Raw genomic sequence first — 14,505 nt, forward strand, 5'->3', positions numbered from 1 at the left:
GATATTTTTTGTACAGGACACCGGCTCTTTAACAATTATTCTGCTCCCGCCTTGCTTTTGCCTACCCCAAAGCTACTTACACGTATGTAGCTACAATTGGTGATTTTATGAAGGAAGGCATGTACGTATGTCCTGTGATTTTGAGCTAAATCTTACTAAAACATTATTGAATGGCTAAAAAAAGAAGGGGAAAAGGGTCATTGGTACCCGCCCAGCCTTACAAATTCAGAAGAAGAGTTGGTGTTCTGGACATTATTCTTCGAAAAGAGAAAACCTTCCTTTATTTCATTGCCTTTTCTCTTATTCTCTGCGGTGTAGTGTACCCGTACGCCTCTGTGGCCATGTGGGTGGGTTTCGCCTTTGCCGGCTACTCAGCTATTGCCAATGACAGCATCCAGACCATAGGTACGTTCATTGTTTCCAATGAAGACAAGAAGTGGTACTGGCAGTGGCTCTTCATGGGGGGCATTTTCCTGGCTACAGTGTGGTACAGTTGGTATATGTTCAACGGTGATGTCACCTACCAGCGCTTAGCCTCCAAAGGATTCAAAGACACTCCAGAGAGTTTTGTATTCTTACAGCTGGCCGCCCCTGTAATTCTGCTGCTGTTAACGCGCTTCCGGATTCCGGTTTCCACCACGTTCATGCTCTTGAGCGTGTTCACCATTGACTCTAGTGCAATTTTTAGCATGGTGAACAAGAGCCTCATGGGCTATGTGGCAGCCTTTGTACTGGCTCTGCTGATTTATATTCTGCTTTCTGGGATCATCAAACGGTTTATCAAAGGGGAAGCGCATGGTGCCTGGATTTGGGCCCAATGGATCATCAGTGGTTTTCTGTGGCATACCTGGCTGGCACAAGATCTGGCAAATATTGCCGTGTACCTGCCCCGCCAGCTGAACGTGGTGGAGTTTACCGCTTTTGCGAGTTTTATTTTCCTGGGATTAGCTTACATCTTCTACATGCGGGGTGAGAAGATCCAGGGAATCATCAATGAGAAATCTGAAGTACGTGATGTACGGAGTGCCACCATTATTGACCTGGTGTACTCCATCATTCTGTATTACTTCAAAGAGGTAAACAATATTCCTATGAGTACTACATGGGTGTTTGTGGGCCTTCTGGCAGGACGGGAACTGGGAATGCGCATCAGGGCCAAAGATCCTGGCGCTAAGTTCTCCAAGACCTTTATTTTAATAGGCAGAGACATCTTCTCTGTGACCATAGGTCTGCTTATATCAGTGATCCTAGCCATTGCCATCAACCCGGCCATTCAGCAAGAGATCAGGAATTTCTTTACTAAGTAAAAACGCTTTTCATCTATAAGGCAAAAAGAGCCGCTTCAGATACGAGGTGGCTCTTTTGCTTTGTAGAGGTATGATTCTTACCTGATGCACTGTTGTGTCTTTTCTGTTGAACTGTTTCCTGATTGCTTTCTGCAAGGTATGGTCAAAACAATCAAGATTCGTCCTTTAACAAGCCATTTGATCTAATGCAAGCGGATTTAGAACAAGAACCGATCTGCAAAATGGCTTTTGATGAATACAGACCTTTTAGAAGACTCTGGAATCGGTAGGCGATCAGAGCTCATTATTTGTCGCCCATTGGTTTGAAGGCTCTAAAAATGGCCTCTGTCAAGCTCTTCTGATTAGCTGTTCCACGCAAATTTTCGTGGAACCTGTAAATTGAGCCACGTGAGAATTAAATATTTCAAGGTATACAGGGGACTAGACGGAAATACCGTAGTGATTTGAGTCCCGTTTTTAGAAAATCGGCCTTAATCTGGTTTGTTTAAAGTGCCTAAAACAGAAAGAACCGCTTGTGGCGGTTCTTTCTGTTTTAGAGAATATGTAATCAGGGTATTCAATCACGGCTTAGCCTTCTTTTGGCCAAAGAACTTCCAGGTTGTCATCCATGTGTACACCAAAGTTTACGGCCAGAAGCTTGCCTTCTTCAAAGTAAAGGTCAATCATCTCGTGCTCGTAAGAAAGGCAAGTCACGTTGTTCTCAATCTTTTCCTTCTCTACGTTCTGTACGCCCTTCTCTTTGAACAGATCTTCTACTTCCTGCTGATTCATTTCAAAGATCTTCTTCCCGAACAGCGTCACGTTGGGGTTGGCAGTCTCTATGCAGCTCAAGCGATAATCATCTTCTTTATCAAAGTAGAACGAAAAGCCGCTATCCCAGTAGTTCCAGGCCTTGTGCTCAAATTCGTCTTCCTCGTCTGACTCTTCCACTTCTTCCGGCTCGCCCATGATCTCCTCCACGTCGTCCATGCTTAGCCCGAAGCGTAAATCGCCTATTCCGTATCCTAGTTTTATCTCGTTGTCAAATTGTTCTCTGTCCTGTTCCATAGTTTCTATTGGTTATATGGTTCCGTTTCCGGCTTTGTTTTTATAAAACTACTCAAAAATAGCGGCTCTTCCACATTTCGGGCTTTGGTGGGCGTCCTTTCAAAAAATCCGGCCGCGCCCCAGCTCCCCCTTCTCATTCCCGATCTGCGGGCTTTTCCCACTTTTCCACGGAGCCAACTTGATATCTATTATAAAATGATTTTTTCTTAAAAAGAATCTTGTTCGTCATTAGGGCTGTGCAGAAGTGGATAAGATTTCTTGTCCCCACGTTTTCCCCGGCGTTCTGAAATATCCTCTCAGTAGTCCCACTTATTCTCCCAGCTTTGTGGATTCTTCTTTCGTCTCTGTCAAGCACTTACATGGTCTTTCCACTTCTTCACATAAAAAACGGTGGAAACTCTCTAACGTTTATACGCACGTGAATAACTTCTTAGAATTTCTGTTTTTATGAACGCCCACTCACATTTAGGTGTGTGAACGTAGAAATTCTGGTTTTGGGTTTTCCGTTTATCAGACTTGGCCTTACTTTATCCAGATTCTTGTCCACAGTTATCCACTCCGTTTCCACGCTAGAATTGGATGACTTGGGACTCTATTTCCCAATTGGCCCTGATCTCCCAAACATCTTTAGGAAGGATCACGGGCTCAGGTAATCTGCGCTCTTTCAGGAGTCCATTGTCCCAAATACCGTTGCCATTTTGGTCTACCAGAATCCGGATTTGGTAAGAGGCGGGTTCCAGGTCGTTCCATAAAATGGTTTTTAGGTTTTTTACTTCCTTCACAACTGCGTTCTGGCGGAGGAGCTGCACAATGAAATTTTTCTGGGTAGTGGCTAATTGCACCTTCAAGCTGCCTGCCTCTTCCTTGTCACTAATCAAGACTTTCTTAGTGGTAGCAGCATACGGATCTCCTATGAAAGGCATAACCTTGGTAGTGTCCATGGTGATAGAGATATCTTTTTTTGCAACTAAAGGCAGTTTGATCGTGATCTGGGTACCGTCTGGAGACAGCTGCAGGTTCTTCGCTTCTTTGGTGGCAACGGTGTTAACTGAATCTAAAGCAAAGGTTAAGGCACCTACTGGGGAAACTATCTTGGTGGGTACTTCAAATTGAAGTCTGATCTCCTCCCCCGGTTTTACAGTGCTTCCATTCATCACTGTGAAACCGTTGTTTTTTCTTACTGCGGGCTTACCGGTTAACCGTACAGCCACTGTGTCTACCCTACGGTTATAGGCACTGTCCTGCACTTCTACCAACCAGCTTTTTTCTTCTGCATTGCCCGGATAAAGGCTCAAGGTCTTGCCGTTCTGGGAGAGCAGCCATTTTATGTTGGGGTTATTGTCCTGCGAAGTTACGGTAGCTTTGGCCAATCCTTCGTTATACTCTACTTCATATACATTAGAAAAACTTCTTCTGGAAACCACATTAGGCCTGGTCACATCTTGCCGGTGCAGTTTCATTTGAACGTTTTGTACGGCGGGCCTTACCTGAATTGAATCTGACGCATAACCGATCAATTCTGATTCACTGTCATACCGCAGGTTGTTGTTAGTTTCTGTTAAGGCGTAGATGTAGTAATTCCCTTCCTTGATGTTTCTGAAAGAGAAGTTACCGCTTGAGTCTGCGTTGGTCACATACAATGGCCGACCTTTGGTTACCTGGGAAGTGTCAGTAGTGGGGTACAGCAGTACACTTACTTCTTTGGGTGGAGTGTTGCTGAACAGTAAACTGGTGGTGCCGCTCACCCTTCCAGAGTCTAACCAGGCGCCTGTACTGAAAGTGATGATGACATTTTTGGCTGGATTTTTTTCCGTTATGTCTGCAATACTGTTCCGGAAATTCAGGCTATAGGTGGTGTTATCTTCCCAAGGGTCTGTGAAGGTTAATTCTACTCTTCCGTCTTTGACTCTGCTTTTGTAGGTATTGTCTGTGAAAGGAGCAATGATGAGCTGCCGGGTTAAATCAATGGTCTGGATGGCTTCATCAAACGTGAGCACGATTGTCTCAGGTTTCACGTTGGTTTGTCCGTCTTTGGGATTGCTCTCTACTAGTTTGGGAGCCGTAAGATCTCTTGCTCCCCCTTCTGGGCTACTGATGCTGGCGCATCCATTCATGAACAGGGTTAAACCCGTTAGTGCGCTTAATAGCTGCTTTTTCATTTTTGGCTTTAAAATGGAAATGACCTTACAGTGTGAACTGCAAGGTCATTCCTCTTAGTGTATCGGGTTATTTTTTCTGCGCGATGAAGATTTGGCTTGAATAAGAATTGTCATTCTTGGCACCATGTAGGTTAGACCTGAAACCGGTAAAGAATGAGTCCAGCATCTTGGTTTGGCCATGCTTGTACTTTCCACTCAGGATACTCACGTAATAAGAATCCCATTTCATGGGCAGTACTTCTTTCAACTCCAGTTTGTGCTTCCTGAGAAGTTTCTGCATGCTTGCTTTGTTGAAGTGGTACAGATGTCGCGGAACATCATACGCTGCCCAATCTGCTCCGTACTTCTTAGCATCATAAGAATCAGCGTTCGGAACGGCAATAACCAGGTAGCCTCCCTTTTTTGTCGCGTTCACCAGAGCCTTGAGCGTTTCATTCAGTTGATGAATGTGCTCCAGCACATGCCACATGGTGACCACTTCAAATGTTTCCTCACCCAGATTTCCTAAAGGATCTTGGAAGAGCGGCTTGCCAATCTTTTCCTCGGTTTGTTTACGAGCAGCATCGTTGGGCTCAACTCCCTCTACTGTCCAGCCTTGCTTTTGACAAGCCTGTAGAAAGTACCCTACCCCGCAGCCATAGTCCAGAATTTTGCCTTTGCCTCCTAAGCGGTTCACCAGTTCCACTTTGTTCTTGATGGCCATGGACCGCACTAACCGGTAGGTTTTATTCAGCAGCCCTTTGCTGGTATCTGAGTGCGAAATGTACTCTTCTGAAGCATAGTACGGGCCAATACTTTCTTCCGGCGGACGTGGATTCGTGAATTTAAGCTGGCAACTGAGGCACTGCACAATCACAAAACTCTCCTGGCTTACGCTTTTGTCTTGTACTACTAAAAAATTCTTAAACTCTGTTTTGGAACAAATGGGGCAATGGTCTAGCCGTTCGTAGCTCATTCTATTTTCCTAAATATACCATCAGAATGGAGATATCTGCGGGAGATACGCCACTGATGCGCGATGCTTGTCCTAGTGTTTCTGGCTGAATTTTGAAAAGTTTCTCACGAGCTTCATTTGAAAGCGCTGTGATGGCCTTGTAGTCCAACCGGTCTTTGATGCGGTAGTTTTCCAGCTCCTCCATTTTAGAGGCCATCTGGTTTTCTTTATCAATATAGCTCGCATATTTCAAAAGAATAACTGCCTGCTCCAAGCTATCAGGTAAATACTTGCTTAGGAAAAGTTTGAGGCTCTCTGAAGATTCCAGTAGATGCTCTAGTTCCACGTTAGGGCGCTTCAATAAATTGCCGGCTTTAGCCCGCTCGCTGATAGGCGCCGAGTCTAATGAAAGCAGCATGCCATTTACTTCTTCCGGTTCAATTCCTTTTTGCTGCAGATACGTGAGCACTTCCTGTGTTTCTTGCTTCTTCCGGTTCACTTTCTGCAAACGCTCTTCTGAAGCTAAACCTAGTTGGAACCCCTTCTCAGTTAAGCGAAGATCGGCATTGTCCTGGCGGAGCAGGATGCGGTGCTCGGCGCGCGAGGTGAACATCCGGTATGGTTCGTTTGTGCCCTTGTTTACCAAATCATCTATCAAAACGCCTATGTAGGCCTCTGATCTTTTCAGCACGAATGGTTCTGAGTTATGCACGTTATTATGGGCATTAATTCCCGCCATAAGGCCTTGACAGGCCGCTTCCTCATATCCGGTGGTACCATTAATTTGCCCTGCAAAGTAGAGGTTATCCACCAACTTCGTTTCCAAAGTCAGGTTCAGTTGAGTAGGTGGGAAGAAGTCGTATTCAATGGCGTAACCTGGTCTGAACATCTTCGCATTCTCAAATCCTGGTATCTCGCGGAGTGCTTTGAACTGCACATCTTCTGGCAACGAACTGGAAAAACCGTTCACATAAACTTCTACCGTGCTCCATCCTTCCGGTTCCACGAAGATCTGGTGACGGTCGCGTTCCGCGAAGCGGTTGATCTTGTCTTCAATGGATGGGCAGTAACGCGGACCTAACCCTTGAATCCGTCCTTGGAACATAGGCGATTTCTCAAACCCGGTTTTAAGAATTTCATGAACCTTAGAGTTAGTATAGGTGATATAACAGCTTCTTTGATTGGTGAGCGCTGGAGTGTCTGTGTAGGAGAACTTAGAAGGATTTTCGTCTCCTTTCTGCTCTTCCATCAGATCATAGTTCAGGCTACGTCCATCTACCCTAGGAGGCGTTCCCGTTTTCATGCGGCCGGCTTCAAATCCTAAAGACACTAGTTGCTCAGTAATACCTTTTGCAGATTTCTCGGCGGCTCTGCCGCCGCCTAATTTTTTCTCACCTATGTGGATGATGCCGTTCAGGAAGGTACCATTGGTTAAGACCACTGCTTTAGCTTTAATCTCAATTCCTAAGCTGGTCTTCACTCCTACTGCTCTACCGTCTTCTACCAGAATTTCTGACACCATTTCTTGCCAGAAATCTACGTTAGGCGTTTGCTCCAGGGCCATTCTCCATTCTTCGGCGAAACGCATCCGGTCACTTTGGGCACGAGGACTCCACATGGCTGGGCCCTTTGACATATTGAGCATCCTGAACTGGATCATGGTTTTGTCCGTGATGATTCCGCTCATACCGCCTAAAGCATCTACTTCTCTTACTATTTGTCCCTTGGCCACGCCGCCCATAGCTGGGTTGCAAGACATTTGGGCAATGGTGTTCATGTTCATGGTTACGAGTAATACCTTCGACCCCATGGTGGCGGCCGCATGTGCTGCTTCGCATCCGGCATGTCCCGCCCCAACTACTATTACATCATAACTTGTGAACATAGTGTGGATTAATGTGATGTTTCACGTGAAACATTGTTGATAAGTGAGGATAACTAGAGAAAGAGGTGTTTACAACTTGATGAGCTCTAAACACTCATTTTCCTTAAAACGCATTAATTCCTTCTTTTCAGGAGTTTTATCATCGAATCCCAGCAAGTGGAGCAATCCATGGGCCATAACCCTGTGGAGCTCCTCTTGTGGAGTAATGTTGAAAGTAGTTGCATTGTCCACAATGCGATCTATACTAATGAAAACATCACCTTCAATAACTCCTTCAAAGTCGGAATTATCAAAGGTGATGACATCAGTGAGCGTATCGTGCTCTAAGTATTCTACATTCATTTGATGAAGATATTCATCGGAACAAAAAATGTAGTTCAAAGATTCTAGTTCGAAGGAATATTTCGAAATAATTTCAGAAAGCCACGTTTTGACCTTCTCTTTGTTTTTGACTTCAAATTCTACCTCTTCGGTAAAGAACTCAATTGGAAGCTCCTGCATTCTCAATATTGAAGGTTAAAGAAACGGTGCGGCCGTCATTGCTGAAAGACACATCGTCACAGAGGTTACGCATTAAAAAGATACCTCTTCCGCCGGGGTTCTCCAGGTTCTCTGGGGCAGTTGGGTCAGATAAGGTTTCCGGATCAAACCCGTTTCCTTCGTCCTGTACTTCAAACCGCAGTTGGTTGGGCTCTACAAAAAGAGAAAGATAGACGTTCTTATCTTTATCAAACTTGTTACCGTGTCTGATAGCGTTGTTCACAGATTCCGTCACGGCAACCATGATATTACCATAGATGTCATCCTCAATTTGAAATTTCTCCCGTGAGTTGTCAATAAAGCTCTCCACGATGCGGATATTCTCAATGATAGAAGGAATCTGAATTTTTACTTGATTCATAATATGTTTACTATATCTGAAATGTCTGCAAATCTAATAACCTAATCGCTTAAAATAAGCATCTACTTGCTTTTTATAATAAGGTGTTAAAGCAGGTAGGTTCTGACGGAGCGATTCTGTTTGCTGTTTCTGGCGTGCCTGGTATTTCTGAAGCGATGGCGGGATACGGGCAGGCAATTCCTTAGCGGTATTAGCCTCACGTTTCTCATCCAGGTCGCGCTCATTGGCAGCTTTCTCAGCTTGCAGCAAACGAGTCAAGATCTCCTTCTGCCGCATCATGGTCTGCTCTGTAAGACGTTTATTAACGAGATCAGTTTCGGTTTGTTCCATGAGCTTGCTCAAATTACTGAGTTTCTCCCCTCCTTCTTTGCCTCCTGGTGAAGTAGGCGACGGAGCCAGATCTTTCATGGCGTTACGCAGCATTTCCTGCTGGGCTGCTAAGCGGGCCAATTGCTCTGACAATTGCTTGCCACTTTGACCACTTTGCTGCAGCTGCTGGATCTGCTCATTCAACTGTTGTTGCATTTGTCCTAAGGCCCCAGGCTGGTTCTTCCCGTTCTTGCCTTTGCCCTTCTTCTTTCCCGGTCCACTCTGCTGCATGGCCATCATAGCTTGTTGCATCTGCTGCTGAACATCACTTAACATCAAGGCCAGGTTGTTCATAGACGTCATGGCCAATTGCTGATGGTTTCCTGTTTTAGGTAGGTTCCTGTCTTTGATAGCCTCAGAGCTGTTCTGCATCTCCCCTTCCATAGCACCTACCTCACGAGTTACGAACGACTGGATCTGCGGCACGCGCTTGGCCAAGGAGAGCAAAGAGTCTTCAATGATCTTGGCGTCATCTGACAATTTGATCTGCTGTTGGGCTAATCCAATGAACCTTGGGTCGCTTTGCTGCACGTTCCGGAAGTCTTTCATCAGTTTCTCCTGATCAAAGGAAAGCGTTACCAGGTTCTCCAGAATGTCACGGAGATGGTCCAGGTTCTGCTGAGCCTGCTGCATATCGCCTTCCATTTCCTGGCTCTGCATCTGCTGCGACATCTGCTTCATCTTCTGGGCCGCTGATTTCTGCGATTGACTCGCTTTCTTGTTTTGGCCTTTCTGCATAGATTCCTGGGCGTTCTCCTGCTCCTGCTCTATCTGCTCTTCCATCTTATCAGTGTCAGGAAGGTCTTCAGGATTCTCCAGTTGCTCGTTCATCTGCTCAGCTTCTTTGAGTTCTTCCTGCATTTGCTTGAATTCCTCCTGAAGCTGCTTTTGTTCTTGCTGCAGACCTTGGTCAGGTTTATTTTTCTGCTCTGAAGTCTTGTTGGCCAGATCATCTTGTTTCTTAGCCAAGTCGTCCAGCTTCTGTTGAGCATTGTCCAGCTTCTGCTCTACTTGCAATTGCTTGAACATCTCCAGTAAACGGTCCAGCTCTTTCTGCAGGTTCTCTTCTTTGTTGTTGAGCTTGTCTAACAAGGGCTGAATCTGGGCCGGATTAGGTTGTTTCTGCTGCAGGAGTTTTTCCAGTTCCTCATAAAGCTTCTTGGTCTCATCATCCAGCAGTTGATCCATTAACTTCTTCAGCTGGTCCCGTTTCTCGGCTAGTTTTTCGTTTTGCGGCGAGAAACGTTCCTGTTGCTGGTTCAGCTGCTCGTTCATCTTCTGCAGCTCAGCTAACTCTTCCTGCAAGGCTTTCTTCTTCTCGGCTAGTTCCTGCAGTGCTTTCTTATCCTGGTAGGACAGCTCTTTCTTCAGCTTGGTCTTCTCCTCGTTTTGCTCCAGTGATTTCTTTAATTCCTCGGCTTTGGTAAGCGAAGATTTCATTTGGGACTGTACCTGCTTAGAGGACTCTTCAATGGATTTCTGCACCTCAGACGGGTCTGGGTACTTGAAGATGAAGGTAGAGGTGCGGGCACTCTTTGGCTGAGGTACCTGGTCATTATCAGTTACCTGCACATAGTATTCTAATCTATCGCCGGGCTGAAGGTTAAGCGGCTTTAGGTTCAATTGACGGAAATACGATTGGGTGGACAATGAACCGCTGAACGGAATGGCTACGGCCCGATAACCTGTAGTGGCTTTGTTTCCTTTCAGAACGCGATAATGGAGCGCTAAGCGGCTGAAGCCATAATCATCAGAGATAGTCCCGCCTACTACTAAATAAGAGTACAACACTGAGTCACGGAACTGCTCCAGGGTGATCTCAGGATTTCTGTCCGGAATAACGGTGATCTGATGCGAGATCTGCTCTTTGTTTTCTGAGTAGCGGTTCTTCAGGTGCATGCTGTAGCGCTGGCTCTGCACAAACGTCTTATTCACCACATATTCTTCGTCCCGCGTTTGGGCTTTGATCTTCTGTGCGGGAGCGTCAAACTGGAGCCAAAGCGAGTCTGCATTGTCGGCAGCAAGGCGCCAGGTCACCTGTGTACCTTCCGGGATGGTTAAATCACCGGTGTTATCCAGCGTTTCAGAAGGACGTTTAGTGTACGCAGGATATCTCAATTGGGCTTTTAGCTGCCGAAGCATGGGCCGTGCAACCACGTTCAGGTGATTTTCCTCAGAGAAGAACCCGGCACCAGTCAATTGAAACTCCACTGATTCCTGCACTTTCTCAAAATCGTAGACATAGGTCTGGTCTTTGAGTTTCTTCAGCGGCATCTGGCGTCCGTCAATCACCAAGAAGACTTCTTCCGGGACCGAGCTTCCTTCAATGTTTACCTTCAGCTGAAAGTCTTCTCCCTTAAAAGCCTGCAAAGAGGAGTTCTGAATCTCAAACTGGAACGGCGCTTTAGGCGCATAATGCGTTTTGAAATTAATGATGCGCTCCGTACCCTGCACAAACAGCGCCGGATAGATAAAGGCCAGCACCAATACCAAGGTGAGCGGAAGAAGCAGATACTTGAAATATGATCTGTTCTGCGTGAATTTGATACGCTCCGGGAAACGATAACCCACGAGTTCCTCTGAACGCTGCTCTACGCTGGCGGCCACCAAGTCATTGTTCAGCGCCACGTTTTTTAACTGCAGCAGATTGAGAAGATGATCCTGAATCTCGGGGAAGTAGTGGGAAACCTGCTGAGCGGCCTGTTCATCGGTGAGGAGCTTCTTCAGATTCGTTAAGGCCATAATGGGTGCCCAGAGCCACCTTACTATGGCAAACGCACTAATGGCCAGAAACGAGAAGAACAGAAAAGCCCGCACCTCCGGCTGAAAATAGAAGAAGTATTCCAGAACAGTGATGAGCAGATAAGAAGAAAGCACCAACCCCAGTGTGAGTAAAGCGCCTTTAATAAGCAGATTCAGGTAGAATTTGCGCTTAAACGCCTGAAGCTGCTGTAAAACTGTATCTAAAGAACCGGCAGCCCGCATAAGTAAAGGAAGATTAGAGTAGCCTAGAAACATTAGTAACCAGAGAAAGGGTACCAACTGTTTCTGTTTATTTTCATACGTGTTTAATCAGCAGAGTATTAACTCTTTTGCTTACTAATTTATTGTTATTTCTTTGATTTGGGAGCAAACCACCATGTTTTTGGGCTATTTTCTTAATTCTGGGCAGAAACGAAATAGGGTAGAAAAATAGTCTCTATTACAATGTGGTCAAGGGCTATCTCAAGCTATACAATAAAAGGGCACTGATGTCCACAGAATGCAGAAAACAAAAATGCGTTCTTGACCTGTATTCTAGGAAACAGATCAAGAACGCATTTGTAAAGTTAATACCAGATACCTCAGTTTTCCACCGGATGCATCTCCAACAGAACAGGGCAATGGTCAGAGTGCTTGGCCTCAGGTAGAATGGCAGCCCGTTTCATTAACGGTTTTAAATGCTCTGATACCAGAAGATAATCTATACGCCAGCCCAGATTTTTGGCTCTAACGTTAGCCCGATAGCTCCACCAGGTATACTGGTGTGGCTCGGTGTTGAAGTGACGGAACGAATCAATGTATCCATCCTGCAGGAAACCGGAGAACCAGTTCCGTTCCTCGGGCAGAAATCCAGAGGAGTTTGCGTTAGATTTCGGGTTGTGTATATCAATGGGCTGGTGGCAGATGTTGTAGTCTCCGCAAATGACCAAACCAGGTACAGTGTCCTTTAAACCCTGAATATACTGTTGAAAATCGCGGAGCCATTCCATCTTAAACCCCTGCCGGTGTTCCCCGCTGGAACCCGATGGCATGTAGACATTTAACACAGAATACCCGTTGTAGTCTGCCCGGATTACTCTTCCTTCGTGATCATACTGCTCAATGCCGCAGCCAATGCACACGTTTTTTGGCTTCACCTTAGATAAGATGGCTACTCCACTGTAGCCTTTCTTTACCGCCGGATGGATGTACACATGATAGCCAATTTCCTCAAAGCAGACTTTGTCAAATTTGGTCTCATCTGCCTTGATCTCCTGCAGGCAGAGCACATCTGGGTTTGCGGCTTTCACCCAATCCAGAAAGCCTTTGGAAATGGCAGACCGGATGCCGTTTACATTATAAGTGATAATCTTCATGAACTCATTTCGTCAAAATACTCCAAGGCATGCCATTTAAGCATGCGCTCCTGCTCTTTCAGGTTACAGGCCGGCAATGGCTTCACCGATTTCCAATGAGGCCATCCCTCCTGGTCTAAGCCATCCAATTCATAATAACCAGATAAACTCAGGAGTTTACAGGTGGCAATGTGCATTAGATCCTGCTTTTCTTCTTTGGTGAACTCCCGCACGCCTTGCCCAAGTTCCTGCACGCCTACCAAAAAAAGGATGGCATTCAGGTCAGGCTTTTTTCCAAATCTCTTCTTAATGTCCTGACGCAACGCTGCCCACCTAACATCAAAATCTTCTTCGTTCTCCATTGAAATTCTATGTGGATAAGTGGCATACCGCAGAAGTGGATTTCTCTGCCATATCCACCGTCAATCTTAACTCTTTTTGTTTCTTATTTTATGAAAACAGCCCTAAGACGCTAGTTTAAGTAAATTTTGTCTTTTGCTATTTCTCGTGATTAGATGGAGCAAAAGGCAGTAATCCACAGGTAAAAGCAAACGGTTTAAGGGCTGATTTCCAGAAAACAGGTTAGAAACAGAAATCGTTCTAAGCTTGAGTTTGCCCTTCAGTTTTCAGTTCTTCCCAGTACTCCACGGCTCTTCTGAAATGTGGAATCACAATGGAGCCCCCAATCAAATTGGCAATGGCGAATACCTCGTATACTTCTTCATCTATTAAACCGCACTCAAAGCATTTGCCCAAGTGGTACTTGATGCAATCATCGCAACGTAATACCATAGAGCAGGCCAGACCCAGCATCTCCTTTGTTTTAACGTCTAGGGCGCCTTCCGCGTAAGCATTGGTGTCAAGGTTGAAGAAGCGTTTAATTACTTTATTATCCGCCTCCATGATCTTTTCGTTCATGCGGGTGCGGTAGTCGTTGAATTCTTTTACTTGGCTCATTATTATGCTTCATTAATGGCGGCATGCTGCGCCGCTATGTAAAGTTACATCAAAATCCGCAAGTAGGTTATGCCACAGCTGCAGATAGGCCTTAGGTCGCTTTACCATGATTTTCTTGCCCTGCTTTTCCCGGAGGATTGCCGGGCCTGTGCCGGCGAACTTGCCCTAGGAGAAGAAGTAATTTGCAGCCACTGCCGTATCAAACTCCCTTACACAGATTTTCACCTCTCCCCTACCCAGAACACCTTGCATGAAGTTTTCTGGGGACGAGTGCCGATCAAGCTAGCCGTGGCTTACCTGAAGTTCCAGGAGAAAGGGCGCGTACAACGGTTGCTCCACCAATTGAAATACAAAGGACAGCAAGAAGTAGGTGAAGTATTAGGGAGATGGTTCGGGGCCCAGATACGGGAACAGGAAGATTTCAGATCTGTAGAGCTGGTAGTACCGGTACCTCTGCATAAAAGCAGGTTAAGGCAGCGTGGCTATAACCAGGTAGAAGGGTTTGCAAAAGCCATTGCAGATGATTTGGAAGTACCCCTGTTAGCAGATGCTTTGAGGAAGAATTTTGTAAGTGGTACCCAAACCACGAAAAACCGACAAGCCAGATGGGAAGCCATGCGGCAGCTGTATGAGATTCAAAGACCTGACCTCATCAAAGGAAAACATGTCTTGTTGGTAGATGATGTCATCACCACGGGTGCTACCATTGAAGCTTGTGCGGAGATCCTGCTGAAGAATGAGGCTAGTGCGGTTAGTGTTGCCTCTATTGCCTATACTTTATAGGAGTGACCCTAAACCCTTATAAACAAGAAAGGCCGGATATACCGGCCTTTCTTGTTTATGAATATG

12 protein-coding genes are annotated in these 14,505 nt (G+C 45.7%); 2 read left to right on the forward strand and 10 right to left on the reverse strand.

From position 1 onward, the window contains the following. Positions 1–170 precede the first annotated feature (170 nt). Positions 171–1,307: a hypothetical protein gene (locus tag DC20_RS08495; protein ID WP_062543437.1), complete on the forward strand. Its 1,137-nt coding sequence runs from the start codon at positions 171–173 to the stop codon at positions 1,305–1,307. Positions 1,308–1,874: 567 nt separating this feature from the next. Here DC20_RS08495 and DC20_RS08500 read toward each other — a convergent pair. The 10 genes from DC20_RS08500 to DC20_RS08550 all read right to left on the reverse strand — a co-directional run bounded on the left by DC20_RS08500 (position 1,875) and on the right by DC20_RS08550 (position 13,656). After that, complete coding sequence (locus DC20_RS08500) at positions 1,875–2,354, reverse strand: hypothetical protein (RefSeq protein WP_062543438.1); 480 nt, start codon at positions 2,352–2,354, stop codon at positions 1,875–1,877. A gap of 569 nt (positions 2,355–2,923) precedes the next feature. Beyond that, a complete protein-coding gene (locus DC20_RS08510) occupies positions 2,924–4,513 on the reverse strand; it encodes an Ig-like domain-containing domain (RefSeq protein WP_062543440.1) in 1,590 nt (529 codons plus the stop codon). A 67-nt stretch (positions 4,514–4,580) separates the two neighbouring features. Further along, entirely contained in the window at positions 4,581–5,468 is an 888-nt protein-coding gene (locus DC20_RS08515) for a class I SAM-dependent methyltransferase (protein WP_062543441.1), read from the reverse strand. Between the two features lies 1 nt (position 5,469). Continuing rightward, positions 5,470–7,332: a tRNA uridine-5-carboxymethylaminomethyl(34) synthesis enzyme MnmG gene (gene mnmG / locus DC20_RS08520; RefSeq protein ID WP_062543442.1), complete on the reverse strand. Its 1,863-nt coding sequence runs from the start codon at positions 7,330–7,332 to the stop codon at positions 5,470–5,472. Between the two features lie 69 nt (positions 7,333–7,401). Beyond that, a complete protein-coding gene (ybeY, locus tag DC20_RS08525) occupies positions 7,402–7,833 on the reverse strand; it encodes an rRNA maturation RNase YbeY (protein ID WP_062543443.1) in 432 nt (143 codons plus the stop codon). After that, positions 7,814–8,233, reverse strand: coding sequence for an ATP-binding protein (locus tag DC20_RS08530; RefSeq protein ID WP_062543444.1), 420 nt, complete (start codon positions 8,231–8,233; stop codon positions 7,814–7,816). Before DC20_RS08530 ends, ybeY begins: the two co-directional genes overlap by 20 nt. 33 nt (positions 8,234–8,266) lie before the next feature. Next, the gene (locus DC20_RS08535; RefSeq protein ID WP_245652324.1) at positions 8,267–11,620 is read right to left on the reverse strand and encodes a DUF4175 family protein; all 3,354 of its coding nucleotides are present in this window, start codon (positions 11,618–11,620) and stop codon (positions 8,267–8,269) included. A gap of 326 nt (positions 11,621–11,946) precedes the next feature. Beyond that, positions 11,947–12,720 carry an exodeoxyribonuclease III gene (locus DC20_RS08540; protein WP_062543445.1) on the reverse strand — a complete coding sequence of 258 codons (774 nt, stop codon included), beginning with the start codon at positions 12,718–12,720 and terminating at the stop codon, positions 11,947–11,949. After that, positions 12,717–13,061, reverse strand: a complete 345-nt coding sequence (locus DC20_RS08545; RefSeq protein WP_062543446.1) for a hypothetical protein — start codon at positions 13,059–13,061, stop codon at positions 12,717–12,719. Before DC20_RS08545 ends, DC20_RS08540 begins: the two co-directional genes overlap by 4 nt. Positions 13,062–13,299: 238 nt before the next feature. Beyond that, positions 13,300–13,656 carry a carboxymuconolactone decarboxylase family protein gene (locus DC20_RS08550; protein ID WP_062543447.1) on the reverse strand — a complete coding sequence of 119 codons (357 nt, stop codon included), beginning with the start codon at positions 13,654–13,656 and terminating at the stop codon, positions 13,300–13,302. A 69-nt stretch (positions 13,657–13,725) separates the two neighbouring features. Here DC20_RS08550 and DC20_RS08555 point away from each other — a divergent pair, with 69 nt between their 5' ends. Then, on the forward strand, positions 13,726–14,439 hold the full coding sequence (locus DC20_RS08555) for a ComF family protein (RefSeq protein ID WP_062543448.1): 714 nt from the start codon (positions 13,726–13,728) through the stop codon (positions 14,437–14,439). The last annotated feature ends 66 nt before the right edge of the window (positions 14,440–14,505 follow it).

Origin of the sequence: Rufibacter tibetensis, from assembly GCF_001310085.1 — a bacterium.
In the GTDB taxonomy this organism is placed as follows: domain Bacteria; phylum Bacteroidota; class Bacteroidia; order Cytophagales; family Hymenobacteraceae; genus Nibribacter; species Nibribacter tibetensis.

Excerpts from the sequence above, each read along its gene's own strand:
- DC20_RS08545 (WP_062543446.1), bottom strand. The coding sequence starts at position 13,061 with ATGGAGAACGAAGAAGATTTTGATGTTAGGTGGGCAGCGTTGCGTCAG.
- DC20_RS08550 (WP_062543447.1), bottom strand. The coding sequence starts at position 13,656 with ATGAGCCAAGTAAAAGAATTCAACGACTACCGCACCCGCATGAACGAA.
- DC20_RS08555 (WP_062543448.1), top strand. The coding sequence starts at position 13,726 with ATGCCACAGCTGCAGATAGGCCTTAGGTCGCTTTACCATGATTTTCTT.
- ybeY (WP_062543443.1), bottom strand. The coding sequence starts at position 7,833 with ATGCAGGAGCTTCCAATTGAGTTCTTTACCGAAGAGGTAGAATTTGAA.
- DC20_RS08500 (WP_062543438.1), bottom strand. The coding sequence starts at position 2,354 with ATGGAACAGGACAGAGAACAATTTGACAACGAGATAAAACTAGGATAC.
- DC20_RS08540 (WP_062543445.1), bottom strand. The coding sequence starts at position 12,720 with ATGAAGATTATCACTTATAATGTAAACGGCATCCGGTCTGCCATTTCC.
- DC20_RS08515 (WP_062543441.1), bottom strand. The coding sequence starts at position 5,468 with ATGAGCTACGAACGGCTAGACCATTGCCCCATTTGTTCCAAAACAGAG.
- mnmG (WP_062543442.1), bottom strand. The coding sequence starts at position 7,332 with ATGTTCACAAGTTATGATGTAATAGTAGTTGGGGCGGGACATGCCGGA.
- DC20_RS08530 (WP_062543444.1), bottom strand. The coding sequence starts at position 8,233 with ATGAATCAAGTAAAAATTCAGATTCCTTCTATCATTGAGAATATCCGC.
- DC20_RS08535 (WP_245652324.1), bottom strand. The coding sequence starts at position 11,620 with ATGTTTCTAGGCTACTCTAATCTTCCTTTACTTATGCGGGCTGCCGGT.
- DC20_RS08495 (WP_062543437.1), top strand. The coding sequence starts at position 171 with ATGGCTAAAAAAAGAAGGGGAAAAGGGTCATTGGTACCCGCCCAGCCT.
- DC20_RS08510 (WP_062543440.1), bottom strand. The coding sequence starts at position 4,513 with ATGAAAAAGCAGCTATTAAGCGCACTAACGGGTTTAACCCTGTTCATG.